Source organism: Neobacillus niacini NBRC 15566, assembly GCF_001591505.1.
GTDB classification, from domain to species: domain Bacteria; phylum Bacillota; class Bacilli; order Bacillales; family Cytobacillaceae; genus Neobacillus; species Neobacillus niacini.
This window is the reverse complement of sequence record NZ_BCVA01000013.1, coordinates 93,765-116,294: the sequence shown is the minus strand read 5'-3', so window position 1 is coordinate 116,294 and position 22,530 is coordinate 93,765. Positions and strand designations below refer to the sequence as shown.

The window sequence follows — 22,530 nt, the reverse complement described above, 5'->3', positions numbered from 1 at the left end:
GAGCAAATAATCTTTTTCGCTTCAAAAGCAAACCCACTCAGAAGCAACTCTATTACTATATCATTTCGTTAACTAAGCGTCAACCCTTTTTTAAAAAGGTTTTTAACACCGATGTGTTATTAACTCGCCATTAACGACTGCTAAAATATAATAACACCATTACCAGCTAACGTCAACAGTATATTGATATTAATTTTCACTTTGGCATTTAACTGCAATATATATAGAAGAAAGCCGGCTCATATACTTTGAGCCGGCTTCACTTTATTTCGTAATCTTAATAATTCCTGTTTGTTTTAAGTTAACTTGACCAGGCTTTTCAATTACTACCTTTTCACCTTCAGCTAAGTTAGTGAAAACAACCGGCGTAATGGTAGATGTAGCATGTTCTTTAATGTAATCTAAATCGACCTTTAGTAACGGCTGACCTTGATCAACAATATCATTTTCAGAAACTAATGTCTCAAACCCTTGACCCTTTAAATTGACCGTATCGATTCCAACATGGATAAGAATTTCACGTCCAGTATCAGATAGAATTCCAATTGCGTGTTTTGTTGGGAATAAGTTAACGATTTTACCGTTTACCGGTGATACAATTGTACCCTCTGCAGGGACAATCGCAAAGCCGTCACCCATCATTTTCCCTGCAAATACTTGGTCAGGCACTTCTGTAATTGGCTTTAATTCACCTTTTAACGGCGCCATAAACCCTTCGTCTTCATTACCACGTGCAGTTTGAAGTGCTTCTGGATTAATTTCCTCGATTTGCTGTTCCACACCTTTTTCAGGAGCTTTTACGATTGTGCTTGGCTTTTTACCATTCATTATATCCTTCATTTGACCCTTAATGGTTTCAGAGCGCGGTCCAAAGATCGCTTGAATATTGTTTCCTACTTCTAGGACACCTGCTGCACCAAGTCTTTTTAGTTGGTCTTTATCAACATCTTTAATATCATTTACCGATACACGAAGACGGGTAATACATGCATCTAAATGAGCAATATTCCCTTTACCACCCATCGCCTCTAAAATGTTAGAAGCCAAGTCACCAGAGTTAGCTTTACCAGTTGGTGCTTGATTTTCTTCTTCCTCTAGCTCACGTCCTGGAGTTTTCAAATTAAACGTACGAATTGCAAAACGGAAACCAAAGTAATATACAACCGCAAAGACAAGACCTACCGGTATAACAATCCACGCATTTGTTTGCGGGTTAATTAACCCAAAAAGAATATAGTCAATTAAACCACCTGAGAAAGTCATTCCGATTTTTACATCTAACATATGCATAATCATAAACGAGAATCCCGCGAAAATCGCGTGTATAGCAAATAAAATTGGTGCTACGAATAAAAATGAGAATTCAATAGGTTCTGTAATACCCGTTAAGAAAGATGTTAGGGCAGCCGATGCCATTAATCCTCCGACAAAAACTTTCTTTTCAGGTTTAGCTTCATGATAAATTGCCAGTGCTGCAGCTGGTAGTCCAAACATCATGAATGGGAATTTACCTGTCATAAATGTTCCAGCTGTTAAATTCTTAACATTATCTGTAATTTGCGCCATAAAGATACGTTGATCTCCACGAACCACTTCTCCTGCTTTTGTTGTATATTCTCCGAATTCATACCAGAATGGCGAATAGAAAATATGGTGTAAACCAAATGGAATTAACGATCTTTCAATGACACCGAAAATAAATGCAGAAATTGTTAGGTTTGCATGAACCATGTTTTGCGAGAATGCATTTAGACCATTTTGAATTGGCGGCCAAATGAAAATCATCAATATTCCTAAAACAAGAGCAGATGCAGCGGTAATGATAGGTACAAAACGTTTACCTGCAAAGAATCCTAAATAAGATGGTAATTCAATTTCAAAAAACTTATTGTACATAGATGCTGCTAGTATACCGACGATAATACCACCAAATACTCCTGTTTGAAGAGTAGGAATTCCAAGTACACTCGCATAACTTAAACCATTAACATCCTCAGCTGTAATACCAAGTACGGTACCCATTGTTACATTCATAACTAGGTATCCGATAATAGCGGCCAGACCAGCAGTTCCTTCTCCACCAGCTAACCCTACAGCAACACCAACCGCAAACAAGAGCGGTAAGTTTCCAAAGATAATATTCCCGGCATTTTGCATAACAGAAGCAATCAAGGCCACCGTGCTATTATCCAAGAATGGTGCTATTTCTAAAAGTGCTGGATTTAAGAGCGCAGCTCCTAAAGCAAGTAATATACCAGCAGCCGGCAACAACGCAACTGGGAGCATTAATGCTTTACCAACTTTTTGCAAGACGCCAAAAGCTTTTTTAAACATAATATATATACCTCCAATTTTTCATATAGCTCATTAAGCGTTTTCATTTACCTCAAAAACACAAAAAAAGGCATGAGTAAAAGTTCAATTGAAATGAGACTACGGGTATAGATTACCCAAAAGCCTTGGTTTCAATTAATACTTTTCACTCATGCCTGATCGAATCAGTAACACGTAAAAAATAATAACTATTTAAATTTTTTCTGTATTCTCTGCAAGTGCATAGTTAAGTAAACAGCTTCTGCATCAAATACTTTCATTTTCAATGTTTGTTGCATCACTTTAATGAGCTTCCATGAGAGATTATAGCACACAGGATATTCTTGTTTCAATAGAAAAGATATTTTTTCCGGCTCATCTACCTTTTCCCCTTTAACCACCCTTTCAATGGTAAAACGAAGGTGTCGCACAAGTCTCATATAATCAATACTCTCTTTATCGATATCAATCTCAAACTGCTCTTCCACCATTTTTACCAGTTTGCTGACGAGCTGTGAATGCTGATTCACTTCAGATAAGTTTCTATTTGTCATGGCACTGTGAATATGGATAGCAATAAAACCTATCTCTCCTACCGGCAGAGAGATGCCCGTTTTTTCATTAATAAATTCAACAACTTCAGAAGCAATTTCATATTCATGCCGATAGAGCGTTTTTGTTTCTACCAGGAAGGGATTATTCATTTCCATGCCTTGAGATACTCTATTGATTGCAAACACTAAATGATCCGTCAATGCAACATGGATATGCTCATCTAATTGTGTATGGGTTCTTTGTTTTATTATTCCAATAGCAGATATAATCACTTCTTGTAGATCATCATCAATAAAAGGAAGCAATTTAATATAATTTTGTTGTTCCTTTTCATTTTTAAGCACAAATAGTTTTTCTACCGAATCTGTCTCGATAAAATCTCCCTGTTTCCGATTAAAGCCTATTCCTTTACCGATTAAGACAACTTCCTCATAGGAAGGATGCTGTGCAATCAAAACATTGTTATTTAATACTTTATCAATTAATAGCTTTGCCATTGCCTTCCTCCCCATTATGTCTAATGTCTAAATTACCTTAGTATTCTCATGTTATAAGAGACAAAACAAGAAGTCAACGACATTATTCGACAGCTATCCCTTATACGAAATCCTCTTGTTATGTATTAACAATCCAATATAAAAAAAGAGCCTGTGATTGCTCACAGGCTCCCTTGACTTCCTTATAGAAATAAGAAGTATAAAACGAAAATAACAAAGAATAAGTACATGATTGGATGAATTTCCTTCATACGCCCCTTAACGATCATAGTAATTGGGTAAAAGATAAACCCAATCGCAATCCCTGTTGCAATGCTATAAGTCAAAGGCATAGCAATCATCGTAAGGAAGGCTGGAACTGCCACTTCAAATTTTGTCCATTCAATTTTCCCTAATGAACCAACCATCAATGCGCCAACAATGATTAATGCTGGTGCTGTAACGGCGGCGGTAACAACTGATAGTAACGGGAAGAAGAACAGTGATAATATAAACAATGCTGCTGTAACAAGTGAAGCAAACCCTGTTCTCGCACCTGCCGCTACCCCAGCAGATGACTCAATATAAGATGTTGTCGTAGAAGTACCAAGTACGGCACCAACAGTTGTTGCTACTGAGTCAGCAATTAACGCCCTGCCAGCACGTGGTAATTTATTGTCTTTGATCATTCCCGCTTGATTCGCCACTGCCACAAGTGTCCCAGCATTATCAAAGAAATCAACAAACAATAGAGTCAAGATAATTCCAAGCATGCCCATTGTGTAGAATGAACTATCGCCTAAGGAAGAAAATGCCGCTCCAAATGTAGGAGCTAAACTTGGAACAGAGTCGACGATTTTATCTGGAGTTTCAATTAGATTAAAGATCATTCCTACGATAACTGTAATAATCATTCCGAAGAATACTGCTCCATTAATTCCTCTGGTCATCATAATAACCGTAATAATTATTCCGAAAATAGCCAGTAATGTTGGTCCAGCCGTCAAATCACCTAAACCAACCAATGTTGCATCATTGTTTACTACAATACCAGCACTCTGTAATCCAATAAATGTAATGTATAAACCAATACCCGCTCCGACTGCATGCTTTAACTCTATAGGAATAGCATTGATTAATTTCTCACGTAAACCCGTTAATGTCAGCAAAAAGAAAAATACACCGGAAATGAAGACTGCTCCTAAAGCATGCTGCCATGGAACGCCGCTTCCTAACACAACAGAGTAAGCAAAGAATGCGTTTAATCCCATACCAGGCGCTAATGCAAGTGGATATTTACCAAGTAACCCCATCACAATAGAACCGATCGCTGCAGCTAATGCTGTGGCTACAAACACTGCTCCATAATCCATACGAAGTGAATCTGGTAAATCCGGTACACTTGATAGTGTTAATGTTAGCGGGTTTACCACTAATATATAGGCCATTGCCAAGAAGGTGGTCATGCCGCCAATAATCTCACGGCGATAATTCGTCCCTAATTCCTTAAACATAAAATATTTTTGCATTAGTTCTTCCCCCTAGGAATATATATCTTTTTAAAACGAAAAAAACGTTCCGAATTCTACCGGAACGCTTGACTTGGGGCAAGTGTAAAAAAGAGGAATACCCCTCCGATTATCACTGCCTCGTAGTCAAGCCATTTACGGTGGCTCGGTAGAAACTTTTGGGCCATATCCCCAATATTATACGAGTTAAATCGACAAATTATTTACTTCTCCTTTATCTTATCAGGGATTTCCCAGCTTGTAAATAAAAAGCGAACGTTTTTAAAATTATATTTAAAAACGTTCGCTTTTAGAAGTGTTATTTTAAATTTATTCCCATTCAATCGTTGCAGGCGGCTTGCTGGTAATGTCATAGACCACTCGGTTAACGTGGGCTACTTCATTAACAATCCGAGTTGAAATTTTTTCGAGTATATCCCATGGGATACGTGCCCAATCAGAGGTCATCCCATCGATGGAAGTTACGGCGCGAATACCAATGGTATAATCATATGTCCTCGCATCGCCCATTACTCCAACACTGCGAATGTCCGGAAGCACAGTAAAGTATTGCCATATTTCACGATCAAGTCCCGCCTTCTTAATTTCTTCACGGAGGATCCAATCAGATTCACGGACAATTTCAAGTTTATCTTCAGAAATTGCACCTAAGACACGAATTCCAAGACCTGGCCCAGGAAATGGCTGTCTCCAAACAATATCATCCGGAATTCCAAGCTCTGTACCCAGTGCACGAACCTCATCTTTAAACAGCGTATTCAATGGTTCGATTAACTTGAATTGCATATCTTCAGGCAGCCCACCGACATTATGGTGAGATTTGATCGTTTGTGCAGTAGCAGTTCCACTCTCGATAATGTCAGTATAGAGTGTTCCTTGTGCTAAAAACTCAATTCCTTCAAGCTTAGTCGCTTCATCATCGAATACATAAATAAACTCATTTCCAATGATTTTCCGTTTCTTCTCTGGATCAGATACTCCTTCTAATTTAGATAAGAAACGTTCTTTTGCATCAACTTTTATCACATTCATATGGAAGCCTTCAGCAAATGTCTTCATGACACTATCAGCTTCATTCTTGCGAAGTAAGCCATGATCAACAAAAATACAAGTCAGCTGATCACCGATCGCTTTATGAATAAGCACAGCTACAACGGATGAATCTACACCACCACTAAGTGCACAAAGTACTTTCTTATTTCCAACCTGCTCACGAATCTTTGCCATTTCCATTTCAATAAAGTTTTCCATGGACCAATCGCCTTTACAGTCACAGACATTAAAGACAAAGTTTTTAAGCAGCTCATTTCCATAGACGGAATGACGAACTTCCGGATGAAATTGAACAGCATAAAGTTTTCTTGCTTCATCACTCATTGCTGCAATCGGGCAGTGCGGGTTTGTTCCATCAACGGTAAAACCAGCAGGTGCTTCCACTACTAAATCTCCATGGCTCATCCAAACGATTTGCTCCTCAGGCAAATCATGGAATAGTTTGTTTTGATTTTGAATATTCATGACAGCTTTTCCGTACTCACGGTTCTTGGCCTTTTCAACTTTTCCATCAAAGTGAACAGTCATTAGCTGCATACCGTAGCAAATCCCTAAGATAGGAAGACCCATTTCGAAAATCTCTTCATCACAGCGGAAAGAATTTTCATCATATACACTATTCGGTCCACCTGAAAATATGATTCCTTTTGGATTCATTTTTCTAATTTCCTCAGCCGTAATCGTATGCGGATGAAGTTCACTGTAAACACCGAACTCACGAATTCTACGTGTAATTAACTGGTTATACTGGCTTCCAAAGTCTAAAACCACAATCATATCTGTATTTGTCAACACGTCCACCTCTTCCAAAATATTAAGGTTAGTATTTACTTCAAAAACAAAAAAAAAACTAGAATTCCGCCTCCAAATAAAACTAGGAAGGCAGAATTCTAGCTTTCTCTTAATTGCTAAAGCCGAAAATTCTGCCTTCATAGTCAGGTTGTTTATGGTAACCCGGTAGAGACTCTCGAACCTTATTTTCGAGGATATATGAAGGAAATCTATTATTCGAAAAGCGGAAGCGCCTTGTACAGGGTTGTGAGTCTAGGACGAGCCGGCGGGAAGGTTGTTCTTCAACCTTTCTGACGGATTGGCTTATGACCGAGGAAAAAGTGTTTTCCTGTTTCACCAAGCCCTAGGCGCTGCAGCTAAACATTAATTTTACGCCTTATTGTAACAATAGGTTGTTTTATCGGTCAAGCTATTGTCTTTTTAATTAAATTTTCCCATAATTCCCGTGAATCCTTCCAGCTTCCTTCGGGGAGTTTTTGATGATATAGATATTGCTCATATCTATCCGTCAGCTTAGACATCTCTCTAGTTGCAAAGAAGGTATCAATGTATCGGGCATAATTTCGCAATGTTTGTCCCTGATTACGCTTTAAACCATAACGCTCTAATTGGTCTAAAAGGATAAGATAGGCTTTACCGATATTTTCATCTTTTTTTCTCATTCGGAACTGAAATAAATATAAACGCGGGATCCACTTTCCTCGCAGCCTATATATAAGGCCAATTGTACCAATAACTACCAAAACAAAAATGACAATCCATTTCCAATTTTTATCTAAGAAGACTTTTGCGCTAATCCAGAATCCATTAAATGAAAAAGTTTGATCTTTTTTCTGAGAGCTGCTGCTATTTTTCTCCACATCCTGCTGTGGCTTAGGTGTTGGCTGAGCTGTTGCTTCAGTTGCAGGAGTTGTTCCATCATCATTTGTATAATCAATGGAAATAGTATTGGTGAAGCCCTTTGTCGGTTCAAATGGAACCCACCCTTGATTAGGAAAATAGACTTCAACCCATGAATGGGCATTATTATTGGTAACTTCATAAATTTGTTTTGAAGAATCATCTTCACTGTACTCTAAAAATTCCCCGCCAGTATAACCTTTTACCCAGCGTGTAGGAATTCCTATTGATCGGAGCAGCACCGCCATTGAGGTGGAAAAATTATCACAATATCCTATTTTTGTTTCAAATAGAAATTGATCTACGTAATCATCATTTTCTCCCGGAATGGCAACATCACTCTGACTATAGGTGAATCCAGAGCCGCCAAAATGGCGCTCGACAGCTTTTGCCTTATCAAACCAGTTTGATTCTTTTTCCGTTATACTCTCAGCTAGCTCCCTCACTCGACCGGGCAGGTTATCAGGCAATTGCGTATATCTCGCAACAAATTCTGCGTCGATCTGTTCGGGATCTGCAGCAGTTGTTTCCCTTAGATCAGCAGCATGATATTTCGGTACCTTATACTCCATTGAATAAGAATCAGGAGCAACGGGACTAGAGTCCGTGTTGTTCAATATTGAAATTTTTTCCTTTGTTGAGTCGATTTCTAACATATAATTACGTTGGAACTGTACCCTTTGGATACCGGCCGGATAAATGAGGTGATTATAATCCATAAACATAAATAAGGAGGCACTCTCAACCCGTGTTTCAACATTAGATGGGATCGGGAAAATAGGTATTACATCCTCTCCTCCTATTCGGAAGGGAGTAGATTCAGAAGGAATCCAGCCTTTACCTGTATAATGGTCCTTTGTTTCTACCTTCCAATAATTTTTTTCAACTGCTTCACTCCGAAAAACGATACTATCATCCCCAATAAATGGACCACCCAAACGAGAATCATCTGTGCCGTAGCCTACTTTAGCAATCCCATTGCCTGGTCCGTCCTCCCTGTCATTCTTGCTGGCAGCCTTTAGATATGGAACAGGGTCTGGCCATATTGGTGCGAACTTTGGGGCTATAATGCCAGTGATAACACTAAAAGCAATCATGAAAACTAACGGTCTCATCCATTTTCGAATAGTAAAGGAATCACTAATTACATTTTCCTTAGCGAGAATTCGGTAATAGGTTAACATTCCCATTACAGCAAAACCAACTACAACCGTTCGGACAATAGCTGTTTTTGCACTATATAATGTGAATGTATCTAAAACGGTTATATAAATGAGTGTCATAAAGAAGAAAATGAAAAGCCTTTTCCGATTCAAAAGCCAATAATGGACTAAATACACCATTAACCAAAGGAGAATAAACAACAAAAAGGTCCTGAATTCATTGGTCATCCCTAACCAATTGCGAGCGATAATCATCTTAAAATTTGCAGGTAAATCATTCGTAAAAAAAGTCAGCCAAGTAACTTGAAAAAAACCTTCCTCATAATGAAACATATTAAGCGAAAAGAAGATAAACCATAGCTTTACTATCGTTTGCCAAATCCACTTCATCCTCAGAAAGGCTAATAGAAACGAGAGTAAAATAAAGATCACAAACATTTCAATATGGTCTGTTTCCGTTAATTGCTCGACTGGTCGAAGCCATTCCCATAAAAGCAAAAAACCAAACAAGTATAAAAGAAAAGACTGAAAATCTCTTTTCATCGCAAATTCACCTCCGAAAAGGCAGATGCAAATTGCCCTTCATGAACCATTATTACACGTACATTTCGTGCGTTCGCCAATGCAATTAACGATCTTTCTTCTTGAGTAGGAGATTCCTTTTCTCCTTTTATGAGGAATAAGGTAATCTTTCCTTTTCTTTGCCCTAGGAACCCAGCCTTCTCTAATAAAGGCTTCGATAATTGTGCTGACACCAGCAAGAATGATACTGTTTGCTGGGTAAACATCCCCTCGGTTTCTAACACTTTTTCAAACGAGGAAGGATTCTTTGCTTCTATCTTTGCTAAATGATAGAAAAGCTGGTGCAGTTGGGTTTCCCCGCCCCTTATAGGAAAGGAAGCTCTTTCTCGACTAATCGTCAAAAGTCCAATTTGTGCTCCCTTTTTCAAAACGGCACGTAATAAAGAAGCGGTAAAGGAAACAATTGCTTCAAAATTCTTATCAGGTACGCAATCCATTACAACAAATACATCATGAGATTGACGCTGTTCAAATTCCTTTGTCATGATTTCATTTCGTTTTGCAGAGGCTTTCCAGTTAATCCATGAAAACCGATCACCAGGCTGGTAATCCCGGACACCAATCGCCAATGTGGTATCACGCTGTACCCGTTCTCTTGAAGCAGTCATACCCTGATCAAAATGGGTTTCAAAGGGGCGGTACAGTAACTCTGTATAAGCAGGGTAGACAATGATTTTACTTACATATGTTTGAGATTTTTCTTTCTCAACTAAGCCGAGAATATCACCGGTTTTGACAATAAAACCTTGTAATATATGCTCCCCCCTTGGAAGTTCATCAATAACATAATCATAGGTAAATTCCTTCCTAAAGCCTGGCAGCAGCAATGCCTTTGCCTTCTTTTTCTGCTGGGAGTGTTTGAGGGAATCATCTAGATGATCCTCTATGAGCAGATAAACTATAGGAAAAAAAGAGTTTCTCTTTACATTTACGGTTACCTTTAACGTTTCACCGGCGTTGTAGTCATTTTTTGGTATATGTCGTGTTATTTCCAGCTCATTCAAAGAATAAAAGGATAAACCAACACAATAAAGGGCAAAAGGCAAAAAGCTATAAAATAAAAACCAGCTTACAAATCCACCTTGAAACATGGCGTAAGAAAAGGTAAGCAGAATCAAAAATAGTAAGACGACAAACTTCCATACCTTTTTGAATGGAATCCATAACTTTTTCATTGTTACTTCACAAGCCTTTGTATTGGAACAGGAATTCTTGCAATGATTCGGGTAACAATTTCTTCAGCTGAAATTCCTTCAAATTTTGCCTCTGATTTCAAAATGATCCGGTGAGATAAAACAAACGGTGCTAAATACTGAATATCGTCAGGAAGGATGTAGTCACGGCCGTACATAAAGGCATAAGCCTGTGCCGTTTTCATGAGGGCAATTGATCCCCTTGGACTGGCGCCAAGGTACACTCCAGCAAACTTTCTAGTTAGGTTAACGATATCAACAATATAGCGTTTAATCGTTGGATCCACATAGACTTCTTTGATTTCTTTTTGTAATGCAATTAATCCTTCTAGGTCAATTACTGGATGAAGGTCTTCAATTGGCGGTACCTTTTGTGCTCGATTTAAAACTTCTATTTCTTCATCCACTTCGGGGTAGCCCATTTTCATTTTCAATAAAAAGCGATCCAGCTGTGCTTCAGGCAGGGGGTAAGTTCCTTCATACTCTATGGGATTTTGTGTAGCCATTACAAAGAAGGGCTTTTGAAGCCGATGGGTGACTCCATCAATGGTTACACTTGCTTCTTCCATTCCTTCAAGCAGAGCAGATTGGGTCTTTGGCGAAGTTCGGTTAATTTCATCTGCGAGAATAATGTTCCCCATCAATGGTCCTGGCCGAAATTGAAATTCCATTTCCTTTGGGTTATAAATTGAAATTCCCGTTACATCTGATGGTAATAAGTCAGGAGTAAACTGTATCCTGCGGAAGTTAGCATTTACAGACTTAGCAAGAGCACGGACCATCATCGTCTTCCCAACACCAGGCACATCCTCTAGGAGCACATGCCCTTCTGCTAATAAGGCAATAAGGCTAAGTTCGGCAACATTCCTTTTTCCAATCATAACCTTTTCAATGTTTAAAAGAATTTTTTCTATTATGGGATTCATTTGTTCTCGGGCCACTTTATATCCTCCTTAAAAGTTCTATCGATATAGAACATTATATCTCACGTATTCTATTTTTCTTTCGGAAATTCCTGTAAAAAGAAATGAAATATTCAAAACTAAGTAATATTATTGAAGTATAAATCTCCTTAAGAACACATCACTCCTGAAGCAAGGACCATTTTAATTTTGAAAGTAAAACAACCCACACTGATTTCCAGGAGGAGCATAACCTATTATTGCTGAATAACATCATGACTAGTGTTGGGGGCAAAAGGATGAACAAAGAATCATTTCCTACTAACCAGAGACCAACTATCGCGGTCACTGGGAGTGCCGGGAAAACGACAACGAAATCGATGATTGCTTCGATTTTAAGACAACGATGGACGATATACGAATCTAGAGATGTGAATAATGCATTTATCAATACCGAAAGAAGCGCAAGAAGGCTTAGAGATACACATCAAGCAGTGGTGGTTGAATTTGGTATCGTTTACTTCGGGCACATCATCAAGCATTGCGGTTTTATTAAGCCTAATATCGGCGTAATTACGAATATCGGCACCGCTCATATAGGCAACTTTGGCGGAGACGTAACGAAATTGGCAGCAGCGAAATCAGAACTGATTCAACATATGGATCAATCCGGTGTTTTCTTATTCAATGCAGACGACGAAAATTCTAAGCACTTGCTTATCGATTCCTTTCCTGGAACCATAATAAAAGTCGGAATCAATAAACAGGCTGACTATCGTGCTGAAGAAGTGGAATATATCGAAGGCGGGATGAATTTTCGCGTAAAACTAAATGAAACCTATTTCCCATTTCACATTCCGATTTATGGTGTTCACAATATCTATAACGCTTTATTCGCTATTGCTATTGGTGACTTGCTGGGCTTTACGCCAGATGAAATTTCTCGAGGTTTGGAGCAGTACAACAAGCCTGTCATGCGGATGGCCACCATTACACTTTCCAATAATATCACCGTAATTGACGATACCTTCAGTGCGAATGTAGATGCCATGAAAGCGGCAATTGACGTTCTGACTAACGTAGGTAAGGATAGAACAAAAATTGCTATCCTGGGAGACATGAAGGGACTAGGTGTCATCTCCCAAGAAGCACATATGGAAGTAGGCGCATATTTAGCCAAGAAAAAAGTAGATTACCTTTATACGATCGGCGAGCTTGCCAAAATGATTTCTCAGTCTGCACTGGAACAAGGGATGCCACCAGAATGCGTCATTCATTTTGAACAAAAAGAAAGCCTATTTCAAGCCCTTACTAATCTATCCCCAGGTACTGCTATTTTGGTGAAAGGTGCCCGCAAATCTAGGATGGAAGATGTAGTTAAATATTTAATAGCCAATTATGGCGAAGCATAATATATTCGCTCACTCAATCATGGAAATGCATTAACGAAGAAAGGCCTTCCAGCAGTTTGTCGAACTGTTGAAAGGCCTTTTCTTTCACCATAATTAGCGATTTACCACTCTCTGTATATGGATAGCCAAATATAATTTTTCATTATTCGTGAGACTATAGTCAAATTGATTTTGGATGTAGTCATTAATCTTTTCTGTACATTCCATTGCCTCTTTATGCTTCTGCTTAAAGGACTCATATAGGAATGGATCATCATCTTCAATATAGTTCTTGCTATACAGTCTCTGTGCAAAAAATTTCAAATGCGTCACAAAACGAAAATAATTCAATGATTCCTCATCAAAACTGATCTTATAATGATATTTAACAATGTTTAAGATGTCTTGCATTACTCTCGTAATATTAGCGACATTCGGCATTTCCTCATTTAATCCTGAGTTAACGATATGCATCGCAATAAAACCAGCTTCATCCTCCGGTAGGAGAACACCTACTTTTTCTTTAACTATTCTTAGTGCCTCCATACCAATTGAATACTCGTCCTTATAAAACCTTCTGATTTCCCATAATAACGCATTTTTTATGTCGTAGCCTTTTCGGTGTCTATCTACAGCAAAGTGAATATGATCCGTTAAAGAGACATAAATGCTGTCGTTCAGAGTTCTCCCTAACCTGCCTTTAGCGAGTTGGATAATCTCCTCCGTTACTTCCATGTATTCCATCGGCACTTCATATAAAAGAGTTTTGAATCTCTCAGATATATCATTATTTTTTAATACAAAGGTCTTTTCAATCTTTTCTTCATCCACAAGATCTCCAGGCTTTTTTTGAAAAGCCAGACCTCTCCCCATAACTACTAACTCATCGTTTTTTTCATTAAACGCACTGATGACGTTATTATTGTATACTTTGGCTATTTTCATATGACCACCTATAAATATGAAATATGGTTTTATAACTCGAACAGTGATCGGAAAAAATCTAGAGATTCAAAAGTAGGAAAGCTTTAAAAGCTTTCCTACATTATAGTATATACTATAGTTTTTCTCCATTTGTTGCAATGACATCCTTATACCATTCGAAGCTCTTCTTTTTCGAACGCTTAAGTGTCCCATTTCCCTCATTATCTCTGTCCACATAAATGTAGCCATAGCGCCTTTTCATTTCACCTGTTGAAGCACTGACTAGATCAATCGGTCCCCAGCTGGTATAGCCGATAATTTCAACTCCGACTTCAATCGCTTCAGACATTTCTGCATGTGCTTTCACAGGTACTCTATGATTTATTATTTTGTGTCTAGTTTAAATAATGAATCTCCTGCTTTTACATGCTTTTGTTTCATCAGCTCTAAGCCAAATTCCTTGTGATTCGTCACAACAATCGGTGTTGTGACCGGCTTACCTTCTTTTTTGATATGCTCGATATCGAACTCAATTAGTAATTGGCCTTTTTTCACATATTCACCTTGAGCAATATGTGCTTTGAAGTACTTTCCTTCCAATTGAACAGTGTCCATTCCAATATGAATTAAAATGTCTGCACCTGAATCCGTTGTAATGCCAATCGCATGATTCGTTGGAAATAATGCTGATACTGTTCCTGAAACAGGAGCGAGTAATTTCCCTTCGCTAGGCTCGATTGCTACACCATGTCCAAGCGCACCGGATGAAAATGCAGCATCTTCAATTTCTGATAATGCCTTTACTTCTCCATTTAATGGACTTACTACTTCTTCAAGCTGAGCTTTTGTTGCTGCTACTTCCTTAGAGGCTGTTGTTGCATCAGTTGTTGACTTTAAAGATTTCTCTTGTTTAATTCCACCAAATAAATAAGTTAAAACAAATGCAACTGCAAAACCGGCAACCAATGCAATAATTGATCCGTAGAAAGACATATCAAGAGCTGAACCTGGTTTAATAAAAGCTGGGAAAACGAAGATACCCATTCCTCCGAACATCCATAACTTTCCTGCTGTAGCACCGATGATACCGCCACTAACCGCACCGCCGATACAGCTCATGATGAATGGCTTTTTAAGTGGTAAGGTAACACCATAAATCGCTGGTTCGGTTACACCAAAAATTCCTGAAATGAACGCTGAAACGCTTAGTGATTTTAATGCTTTGTCTCTAGTTTTCAATATAATGGCTAAAACTGCACCGATTTGTGCAAAACATACCATTACGGTAGTTGCTAAAACTGGGTCGTTACCCATGGTAGCCAAATTGTTAAATGCGATTGGAACAAGTCCCCAATGAAGACCAAAGATAACAAATACTTGCCAGAATCCGCCTAGAACCAAACCAGCCACAACAGGGCTTAACTCATATATCCATACCGTTGCTGCCCCTAACAAACTACCCGCCCATGTTGAGATCGGCCCGATAGCAAGGAATGTTAATGGCACCATAATTACAATTGTTAAGAATGGAACCACGAATGCTTTTACAACAGCTGGAATAATTTTCTTAAAACCTTTTTCTACTTTAGATGCTACAAAGCTTGCAAGAATGATTGGAATAACGCTTGATGCATAACTCATCATAATAACTGGAATTCCTAAGAATGTAATGTGGATTGGCGATTCAAAGAGTGTACCTTTGAAAAGCACCTGTGAAACTTCTCCTGTTGTTAATGTTGCTAATGTAGGGTGTACCAATGCTGCGGCGATTGCCATCCCGATAAACGGTGAACCGCCAAATTTCTTCATCGCTGTATACCCTAAGAAGATTGGTAAGAAGTTAAATAAACCATCACCAGCGAGATTCAATAGTTGGTAAGTTCCTGAAGTTGCTTCTACCCAGCCTAACGCCAAGATTAAAGCAGCAAATCCTTTAATCATACCTGTTGCGGCCAAAACGCCAAGGATTGGATGGAACACGCCTGAAATCATGTCAATAAATTTTGCACCCATACTAAGTTTTTCATCACTGCTTGAATCTGTATTTTCGCTTATAGCCCCAAGATTTCCTACTGTTAAAACAGCTGCATAAACATCAGGAACATGGTTACCAATAACAACCTGATATTGTCCTCCGCTTTTCATGACGGTCACAACACCATCCATATTTTTCAACACTTCTGTATTTGCTTTCTTTTCATCTTTTAACTTAAAGCGAAGGCGTGTAACACAGTGAACAACACTGGAAACGTTTTCTTTTCCGCCGACATTTGCAAGAATATCTTTTGCTAATTGCTCATATTTCATTTTTTGACACTTCCTTCTTTATTTGATTTATATATTTTTCAAATAAAAAACCTGACCCGATTAGAAACAACACACACGTAATTTTTGAACGTGATGTTTCTAATCGGATCAGGTTATGCCCACTTAAGGTAACATTCCTGCAAAGGAATTTTATTAAGTTTTATTTGATACGTGTAATTTAACATGGGTATTTGGTAAGTGTCAACGCTTTCTTTTTAAAAAATTTTGTAGATTGATAGATAACCGTAAACTATCTTATATATATAAAAATACATAAAAATAACGTTTACAAAAATCCTTGCTTCCCTAAAAAAATCATGTTATAGTAAACGCAATTAAATAAACAACCTTTTAGGATTGTTACTGGTTATGCAGGCAAAACCTAAATCACGTAATCTATGAGACCTTTATGTCTTCATTTGCGTGGTTTAGGTTTTTTTATTTGCCCAATTAGAAAGCGTAACCAAAAAAATGGAGGGATACTATATGAATCAATCAACATATCAATTTCCAGAAGGATTTTTATGGGGCGGCGCAACAGCTGCTAACCAATTAGAAGGTGCTTATCTTGAAGGCGGCAAAGGAATGAACCTTGCTGATGTTATGCCTGGTGGAAAAGTAAGATTAAAGGTTATTGGAGAACCAGGTTTTGATTTTAAGATCGATAGTGAGAAATATGTTTATCCAAACCATGATGGTATTGATTTTTATCACCGCTATAAAGAAGATATCGCTCTTTTTGCTGAAATGGGTTTTAAAACATATCGAATGAGTATTGCGTGGAGCCGAATATTCCCTAAAGGTAACGAATTAGAAGCAAATGAAGAAGGTTTAGCATTCTATGACCGTGTATTCGATGAATTAGCAAAATATAATATTGAACCAGTTGTTACGATTTCTCACTATGAGATTCCACTGCATTTAATCACAGAATATGGCGGCTGGCGTAACCGTGAAGTGATCGGTTTCTTTGAGCGCTATGCAACAACATTGTTCAATCGCTATAAAAACAAAGTAAAATACTGGTTAACCTTTAACGAAATCAATGGTGCAACACACATGCCGCTTCTGGGACTTGGTTTCTCACCAGAGACGGAAGAAACAAAGTTACAAGATAGCTTCCAAGGTCTACATCACCAATTTGTAGCAAGTGCACTTGCTGTAAAAGCAGGACATGAAATCATTCCAGGAAGTCAGATCGGCTGTATGCTTATTTATGCACCGACATACTCTTATGATTGCAACCCTGAAAACGTGATGCACGCATTACAAGAGGAGCGTCTATTTAATAATTATTGTGGTGATGTTCAGATCAGAGGAGCTTATCCAGCATTTGCAAAACGTTTCTTTAAAGAAAACGGCATCAACCTTGAGATTAAAGAAGGTGACTTAGAAATCATCAAGGAAGGTACAGTTGATTTCATTTCATTCAGTTACTATATGTCACGCACAGATAAAAAGAATAAAACACCAGAGGAAATTGGACAAGGTAATCTAATTGGCGGCGTGAAAAACCCATTCTTAAGCGCTAGTGATTGGGGCTGGGAAATTGACCCTACTGGTCTTCGGATCGCTCTTAACCAATTATATGACCGTTATCAAAAGCCACTATTCATCGTAGAAAATGGGCTCGGCGCATATGATAAGGTGGAAGAGGATGGCTCCATCAATGATGATTATCGTATTGATTATCTAAGAAGCCATATCGATGCAATGGGTGAAGCCATTGAAGATGGAGTAGATTTAATGGGATACACTCCTTGGGGCTGTATCGACCTAGTTAGTGCATCAACAGGCGAAATGTCAAAGCGTTATGGCTTTATCTATGTAGATAAACATGATGATGGAAGTGGTACGCTTGACCGCAGTAAGAAGAAATCATTCTTCTGGTACAAAAACGTGATTGCTACAAATGGGCAAGAACTATAAGAGTATAAAGGTAGAGACCAAGGAAGCATTAACGAGTTCAGTTTCAAGTCTCCCCTTATTAAAGACACAAAAATTGACGTAAGCTTTTGCCTACGTCTTTTTCTTTGTTTATCAATGTTGGGGGGCAGGTTAGACTACGCACCCGCGTTGCTAGATAAACGGAAAATTTCCGCTTAATTAGAAATTTTTTTAAAAAAGGCTTAATTAGACGGAGAAATTCCGCCTATTGGCTTGAAAAAGTGGAAATTGAGAGATTTTGCTTTGCATAGGCGGAAATCCTCCGCTTATTTTCCCCAAAACGAGCTTCATTTTGTATTTAACCGGAAAACGTCCGCCTATTTTTAACTTTTACTTGTTACTAGATTAAGGACAAAACATCTAATTTTCCCAATAAAGAAATTTGATCTCTGTTTTTTTAAGTTAATACTAAATTATAACTTTATGCCATGACGTTCAAATGCTGCTGCTTCAAGTACGGACATACCTTGTCCCTCTGCAGCCTTCGCCACTTTTTCCGAAACTTGCGGTGCAAGATTGACAGGAGCAGAGTAGGACATTTCTCTTGCGCGCGCAGAGTTTCTACGTTGGAACGGTCCCCATATTGCAAAGGTTTTGCCGGGACTTTGAATATTAACAAAAAGTGTATTTCCATCAGGGGAGAAGGTTGGTCCTGCCAATTCAGATCCACTTAGAACGTTGGCAGCAAAAGGATAGACTTTGCCTTCTGGGGTAATTCCCATAAGTCGGTCTTGACCTGAACCATCTTCTGCATACCAAAGATCGCCCCATGGAGTGCAGCAAATATTATCTGGATATTCCATTTCTCGTGCATCATTTCCCTCATAGAAAAGTTCTAATGTATTAGTGTGTGGAATATAACGGTAAACGCGTCCAAGCTTTTTGTCACCAGCAGAGGTGTCATCGAACCAGAAAACACCCTCTTGGAAGAATGCGCCCTCAAGTCTAGAAAACTTAATACAATTCTGTGCAGCAGCTTCCTCACGGCACAAATGAGGGTCTACTTTCTTCCAAACAATTTTAAATGTTTGTCCTGTTTTAAATGTGCTAGCTGCTGGATCAGTTACTGCTTCTATCGCAGCTGCAAACAGCGTACCACCTTCCTGTAACGCGCCAGGCTTTTGGCTCAGGTTATTTGGGATAAAACGGTAAAGGTAACTTGGGCTAGCGTCCTCAGTTAAGTATACGTATCCTGTCACTGGATCAATTGCACAAGCTTCGTGTGCAAAACGGCCCATCTCCTTGATTGGAGTTTTGGACATTTCGTCTTCCGGCTGCTGTGGATCTACTTCGAATACATATCCATGTGTCTCAGAACGTGTTTCTTCACAAGTTAACCATGTACCCCATGGTGTCGCTCCGCCAGCGCAATTACGAATGGTACCTGAAGAGGTTACATATTCTTTTACCACTTCTCGATTAGCTCCTACAACTAGAGCCGTTGTACCACCTTGAGCAGCTGCATCAAAAGGATTGCTTCCAAATGCTGCGCCTGCCCCCAGTTCATGGTTACGAACTAAAATAGTAGTATTGTTTGGCCCTTCGAATGCTGCCATTCCATCAAAGGCACCCGGGATTTTTGCCCCGTTTGACATTAAACCGCCTTCTGTAGAGATAATTTTGTAATGAAAACCTTCTGGTAGGTCGAGAATTCCATTTGGATCCGGTACCAGAGGACCATAACCGCCAAAACCGCTGGTTGGATTATTCGCCTTATCTGCAAATGCTTTTGATCCAAGTGCCAATACCCCTGATGAACCAATTGTAAGGGCAAGTGTACCCATTCCTCCCGCTTTTAAAAAGTCTCTTCTGTTCAAGCCATTTTTAGAAGTTTCATTATTCACAGACTATCTCTCCTCAACTATTAATTATGAATCTAGTAATAGATTAAATGAATAGTTTTAAGAGAAATCAGGATTTACGTAAATATTCAGTAAATTAATGATAAAGAATTGTAAATAGTTCTTAGTTTCATTTCAATCACAAAAAAATGCCTAACCCTATTGACTTTAGGGTCAGGCAGTATAAACTGATATCTTCTATAAAAGCCTTTCAAACGACTCCACTTCTGAAGAAAAAATCTCGATTAGATTTTTGGCCTCATTACCCAATAAATTGGAAGCTTTATTTAATAGGTCTTTGAATTTGAGCGGGTTACCTGGTGAACCTATCGGAGCATCAACCCTTGATACAAACCTTTGCCCATCCATTAGGGATATTTCTACTATACAATATCTCCCTTTTGGATAACTAACCTCTTTTTTTGGGATGTTTCCATCATAATTTCGCTTTATCTTGCGCATAACATTGTGAACTTCTCCAGAAATCGTGCCCACTGTAAAGTTTTCAATCGATAAATCTTGATCCAACAACAGCAGCGCCGTGCAATATTCAGCACTAAAACGACCTTGTTCTCCATTTTCAGGGCTAGTATGAACCAATGCTGCATCCCCATTAGGAGGAAAGAATAGTTCGACAGAGGCCACTTCACCAGCTGTAAATCTATGTTTCTTCTTAATTTCCTTCACTGCGTCTATCACATGCGCATTAGCAGAACAGCAAGGATATAATTTAAACCACAATCCAGGAGTGTCAATCGCCCACGATTCTCCCCACTTTTCAAAAAGCTGCCATGGTTCTCTCTCATTTTCTACATACATAGACAGCAATCCATTTTTGGAAAGAATGGTATTTTCACTTCCGGTGACATTATTTTTTACAAGATGTAGGATTTGCCATGCATTCTGTGCTGCCAACCCAGCATGTAAGGGTTTAATCAATGTCCCAAAATGACTTCTAGAACCGCTAATTTTAGAAACACATAAATTAAAGGCTTGAGCGATTCGGTCAGAAGAAAAATTCAAATAATGTGCGCCAGCTGCTACCGCTCCATAAACCCCTGCCGTAGCTGTCGTGTGAAAACCTTTTTCATAATGCTCTGTTCCCAATAACTTAGCGAACCGGGTCATCGTTTCTATCCCTATTAAATAAGCTTCATAGAAAGAATTGATATTGTCCTTTTCTTCTACTAAAGAGAACAACAAGCTTAAAATAACCGCAGAGGGATGACCGCGAATCTCAGAATGGACATCGTCTAAATCTAAGGCATGTGCCGAATACCCGTTAATCAGGCACGCATCAAAAGGATGTACCTTCCATTCCGTACCAATAACAGCAGCCTTATCAAGGCTGCTGTAAATTGCTGTGTTCAATACATTTTGAAAGTTTGGATCATATTTCACACTTGCAAAACAAGAAATAAAATAGTCCAATACTCCGTTTTTTAAATTTCTTTTGGTCACGGTTCCCAGCTTTTCATAATCAGAAGTGCTGTTTATCTGGCCAACAATGAATCGGGTAAAATCAGTCATTTCCTAAAACTTTTACCGCTAAATTTGCGAAAAACTCGGAAGCAACCTTTATAGCGTCTTCTTTCAAATCATACTCAGGATGGTGCCATTCTTGTGGTCCCTCTACCCCCATCCAAACAAAAAAGCCTGGAATGTAAGTTTGATAAAAGGCAAAATCTTCTCCGCCTGCACTCGGTACTGCCTCTGCAACCTGATAACCACTTTCCACTACTGTCGCACGAATGACTTCTTCGAATTTCGAATCGTTATTAACGACTGGCAAATAATCTTCCCAGTTAAATTCGACTGAACCACCATTTCCTTCAGCAATGGACTCAGCCAATTTCTTCATTAAACCTGGAATCGCTTCACGTGCTTTCGGCTGGAACGTACGAACGGTACCTTCTAACGTAACAACATCAGGAATCACGTTCCATGTGTTGCCGCCATGAATACTCGTGATACTAACGACAGCATTATCAAACAAATCCATTCTTCTAGAAACAATCGATTGCACAGCTGTTACGTATTGACTAGCAATGACAATCGGATCAATGGAATTATGAGGTATTCCTGCGTGGCCGCCTACACCAATAAACTTTATTTCAAACTTATCGACACTTGCCATCAGACCGCCTGATTTTACACCAATGGTTCCTACAGGTAAATCAGGCTTATTGTGCATACCAAAAATGGCAGAGACGCCTTCTAATGCACCTTTTTCAACAAATCTCTTTGCCCCTTGGGCCACTTCTTCTGCAGCTTGAAAAATAAATCTGACAGTCCCATGTAACTCTTCTTTCTTGCGATTTAAAAGAATCGCTGCCCCTAAAATCGAAGTAGTATGGAAATCATGACCACATGCATGCATTTTGCCTTCAACTTTAGACTTAAATGGTACATTCGTTTTTTCATTGATTGGCAAAGCGTCAATATCCGCACGAATGGCAATGGTTGGCCCATCAAATGCCCCTTTTACCTCAGCAACTAATCCTGTTTCTAAATCAAGCGGCAGGATCGAAATCCCATGCTCTGTTAACCATTTTTTTATATGTTCAGTCGTATTGAATTCTTCAAATGCAAGTTCTGGATTCTCATGTAAATATCTTCGTTTTTCAATTAAATCACGTAATAGTTCATGAGACATGTTCAT

14 protein-coding genes, 1 pseudogene and 2 riboswitches are annotated in these 22,530 nt (G+C 38.8%); of the genes and pseudogenes, 2 read left to right on the top strand and 13 right to left on the bottom strand.

The features are described 5' to 3' along the window. Window positions 1–264 precede the first annotated feature (264 nt). The 7 genes from ptsG to BANA01_RS12790 all read right to left on the bottom strand — a co-directional run bounded on the left by ptsG (window position 265) and on the right by BANA01_RS12790 (window position 11,482). Entirely contained in the window at window positions 265–2,334 is a 2,070-nt protein-coding gene (gene ptsG / locus BANA01_RS12820) for a glucose-specific PTS transporter subunit IIBC (protein ID WP_063253388.1), read from the bottom strand. A 188-nt stretch (window positions 2,335–2,522) separates the two neighbouring features. Next, window positions 2,523–3,365, bottom strand: coding sequence for a glucose PTS transporter transcription antiterminator GlcT (gene glcT / locus BANA01_RS12815; RefSeq protein ID WP_063253387.1), 843 nt, complete (start codon window positions 3,363–3,365; stop codon window positions 2,523–2,525). Window positions 3,366–3,547: 182 nt separating this feature from the next. Next, complete coding sequence (locus BANA01_RS12810) at window positions 3,548–4,873, bottom strand: NCS2 family permease (RefSeq protein ID WP_063253386.1); 1,326 nt, start codon at window positions 4,871–4,873, stop codon at window positions 3,548–3,550. A gap of 103 nt (window positions 4,874–4,976) precedes the next feature. Beyond that, a riboswitch (purine riboswitch) is annotated at window positions 4,977–5,078 on the bottom strand. Window positions 5,079–5,182: 104 nt separating this feature from the next. Further along, window positions 5,183–6,703 carry a glutamine-hydrolyzing GMP synthase gene (guaA, locus tag BANA01_RS12805; RefSeq protein ID WP_034675438.1) on the bottom strand — a complete coding sequence of 507 codons (1,521 nt, stop codon included), beginning with the start codon at window positions 6,701–6,703 and terminating at the stop codon, window positions 5,183–5,185. A gap of 135 nt (window positions 6,704–6,838) precedes the next feature. Next, a riboswitch (purine riboswitch) is annotated at window positions 6,839–6,940 on the bottom strand. A gap of 182 nt (window positions 6,941–7,122) precedes the next feature. Beyond that, the gene (locus BANA01_RS12800) at window positions 7,123–9,324 is read right to left on the bottom strand and encodes a transglutaminase TgpA family protein (RefSeq protein WP_034675421.1); all 2,202 of its coding nucleotides are present in this window, start codon (window positions 9,322–9,324) and stop codon (window positions 7,123–7,125) included. Continuing rightward, window positions 9,321–10,538 carry a DUF58 domain-containing protein gene (locus BANA01_RS12795; RefSeq protein WP_034675419.1) on the bottom strand — a complete coding sequence of 406 codons (1,218 nt, stop codon included), beginning with the start codon at window positions 10,536–10,538 and terminating at the stop codon, window positions 9,321–9,323. The genes BANA01_RS12800 and BANA01_RS12795 overlap by 4 nt, the downstream gene beginning before the upstream one ends. Window positions 10,539–10,540: 2 nt before the next feature. Next, on the bottom strand, window positions 10,541–11,482 hold the full coding sequence (locus BANA01_RS12790) for an AAA family ATPase (RefSeq protein WP_411835060.1): 942 nt from the start codon (window positions 11,480–11,482) through the stop codon (window positions 10,541–10,543). A 275-nt stretch (window positions 11,483–11,757) separates the two neighbouring features. On the opposite strand from BANA01_RS12790, the gene BANA01_RS12785 reads away from it, so the two are divergent. Next, window positions 11,758–12,870, top strand: a complete 1,113-nt coding sequence (locus tag BANA01_RS12785) for a UDP-N-acetylmuramoyl-tripeptide--D-alanyl-D-alanine ligase (protein WP_034675413.1) — start codon at window positions 11,758–11,760, stop codon at window positions 12,868–12,870. Window positions 12,871–12,963: 93 nt separating this feature from the next. Here the strand turns inward: BANA01_RS12785 and licT are convergent, their stop codons facing one another. The 3 genes and pseudogenes from licT to BANA01_RS12770 form a co-directional block, all read right to left on the bottom strand. Then, window positions 12,964–13,794, bottom strand: a complete 831-nt coding sequence (licT, locus tag BANA01_RS12780; RefSeq protein ID WP_034675409.1) for a BglG family transcription antiterminator LicT — start codon at window positions 13,792–13,794, stop codon at window positions 12,964–12,966. Window positions 13,795–13,906: 112 nt separating this feature from the next. Further along, a pseudogene (locus BANA01_RS12775) lies at window positions 13,907–14,125 on the bottom strand (family 1 glycosylhydrolase); the annotation flags it as partial. A gap of 32 nt (window positions 14,126–14,157) precedes the next feature. Beyond that, complete coding sequence (locus BANA01_RS12770; protein ID WP_034675403.1) at window positions 14,158–16,080, bottom strand: beta-glucoside-specific PTS transporter subunit IIABC; 1,923 nt, start codon at window positions 16,078–16,080, stop codon at window positions 14,158–14,160. A gap of 486 nt (window positions 16,081–16,566) precedes the next feature. Between BANA01_RS12770 and BANA01_RS12765 the strand changes: the two genes are divergently transcribed. Then, entirely contained in the window at window positions 16,567–18,009 is a 1,443-nt protein-coding gene (locus tag BANA01_RS12765) for a glycoside hydrolase family 1 protein (protein WP_034675401.1), read from the top strand. 431 nt (window positions 18,010–18,440) lie between these two features. On the opposite strand, the gene BANA01_RS12760 is transcribed toward BANA01_RS12765, so the two are convergent. The 3 genes from BANA01_RS12760 to BANA01_RS12750 all read right to left on the bottom strand — a co-directional run bounded on the left by BANA01_RS12760 (window position 18,441) and on the right by BANA01_RS12750 (window position 22,530). Next, window positions 18,441–19,871 (bottom strand): alkaline phosphatase PhoX, encoded by a 1,431-nt coding sequence (locus BANA01_RS12760; protein WP_034675398.1) that lies wholly within the window; start codon window positions 19,869–19,871, stop codon window positions 18,441–18,443. A gap of 195 nt (window positions 19,872–20,066) precedes the next feature. Continuing rightward, on the bottom strand, window positions 20,067–21,398 hold the full coding sequence (locus BANA01_RS12755) for an MmgE/PrpD family protein (RefSeq protein WP_052106378.1): 1,332 nt from the start codon (window positions 21,396–21,398) through the stop codon (window positions 20,067–20,069). After that, entirely contained in the window at window positions 21,391–22,530 is a 1,140-nt protein-coding gene (locus BANA01_RS12750; RefSeq protein ID WP_411835058.1) for an amidohydrolase, read from the bottom strand. Before BANA01_RS12750 ends, BANA01_RS12755 begins: the two co-directional genes overlap by 8 nt.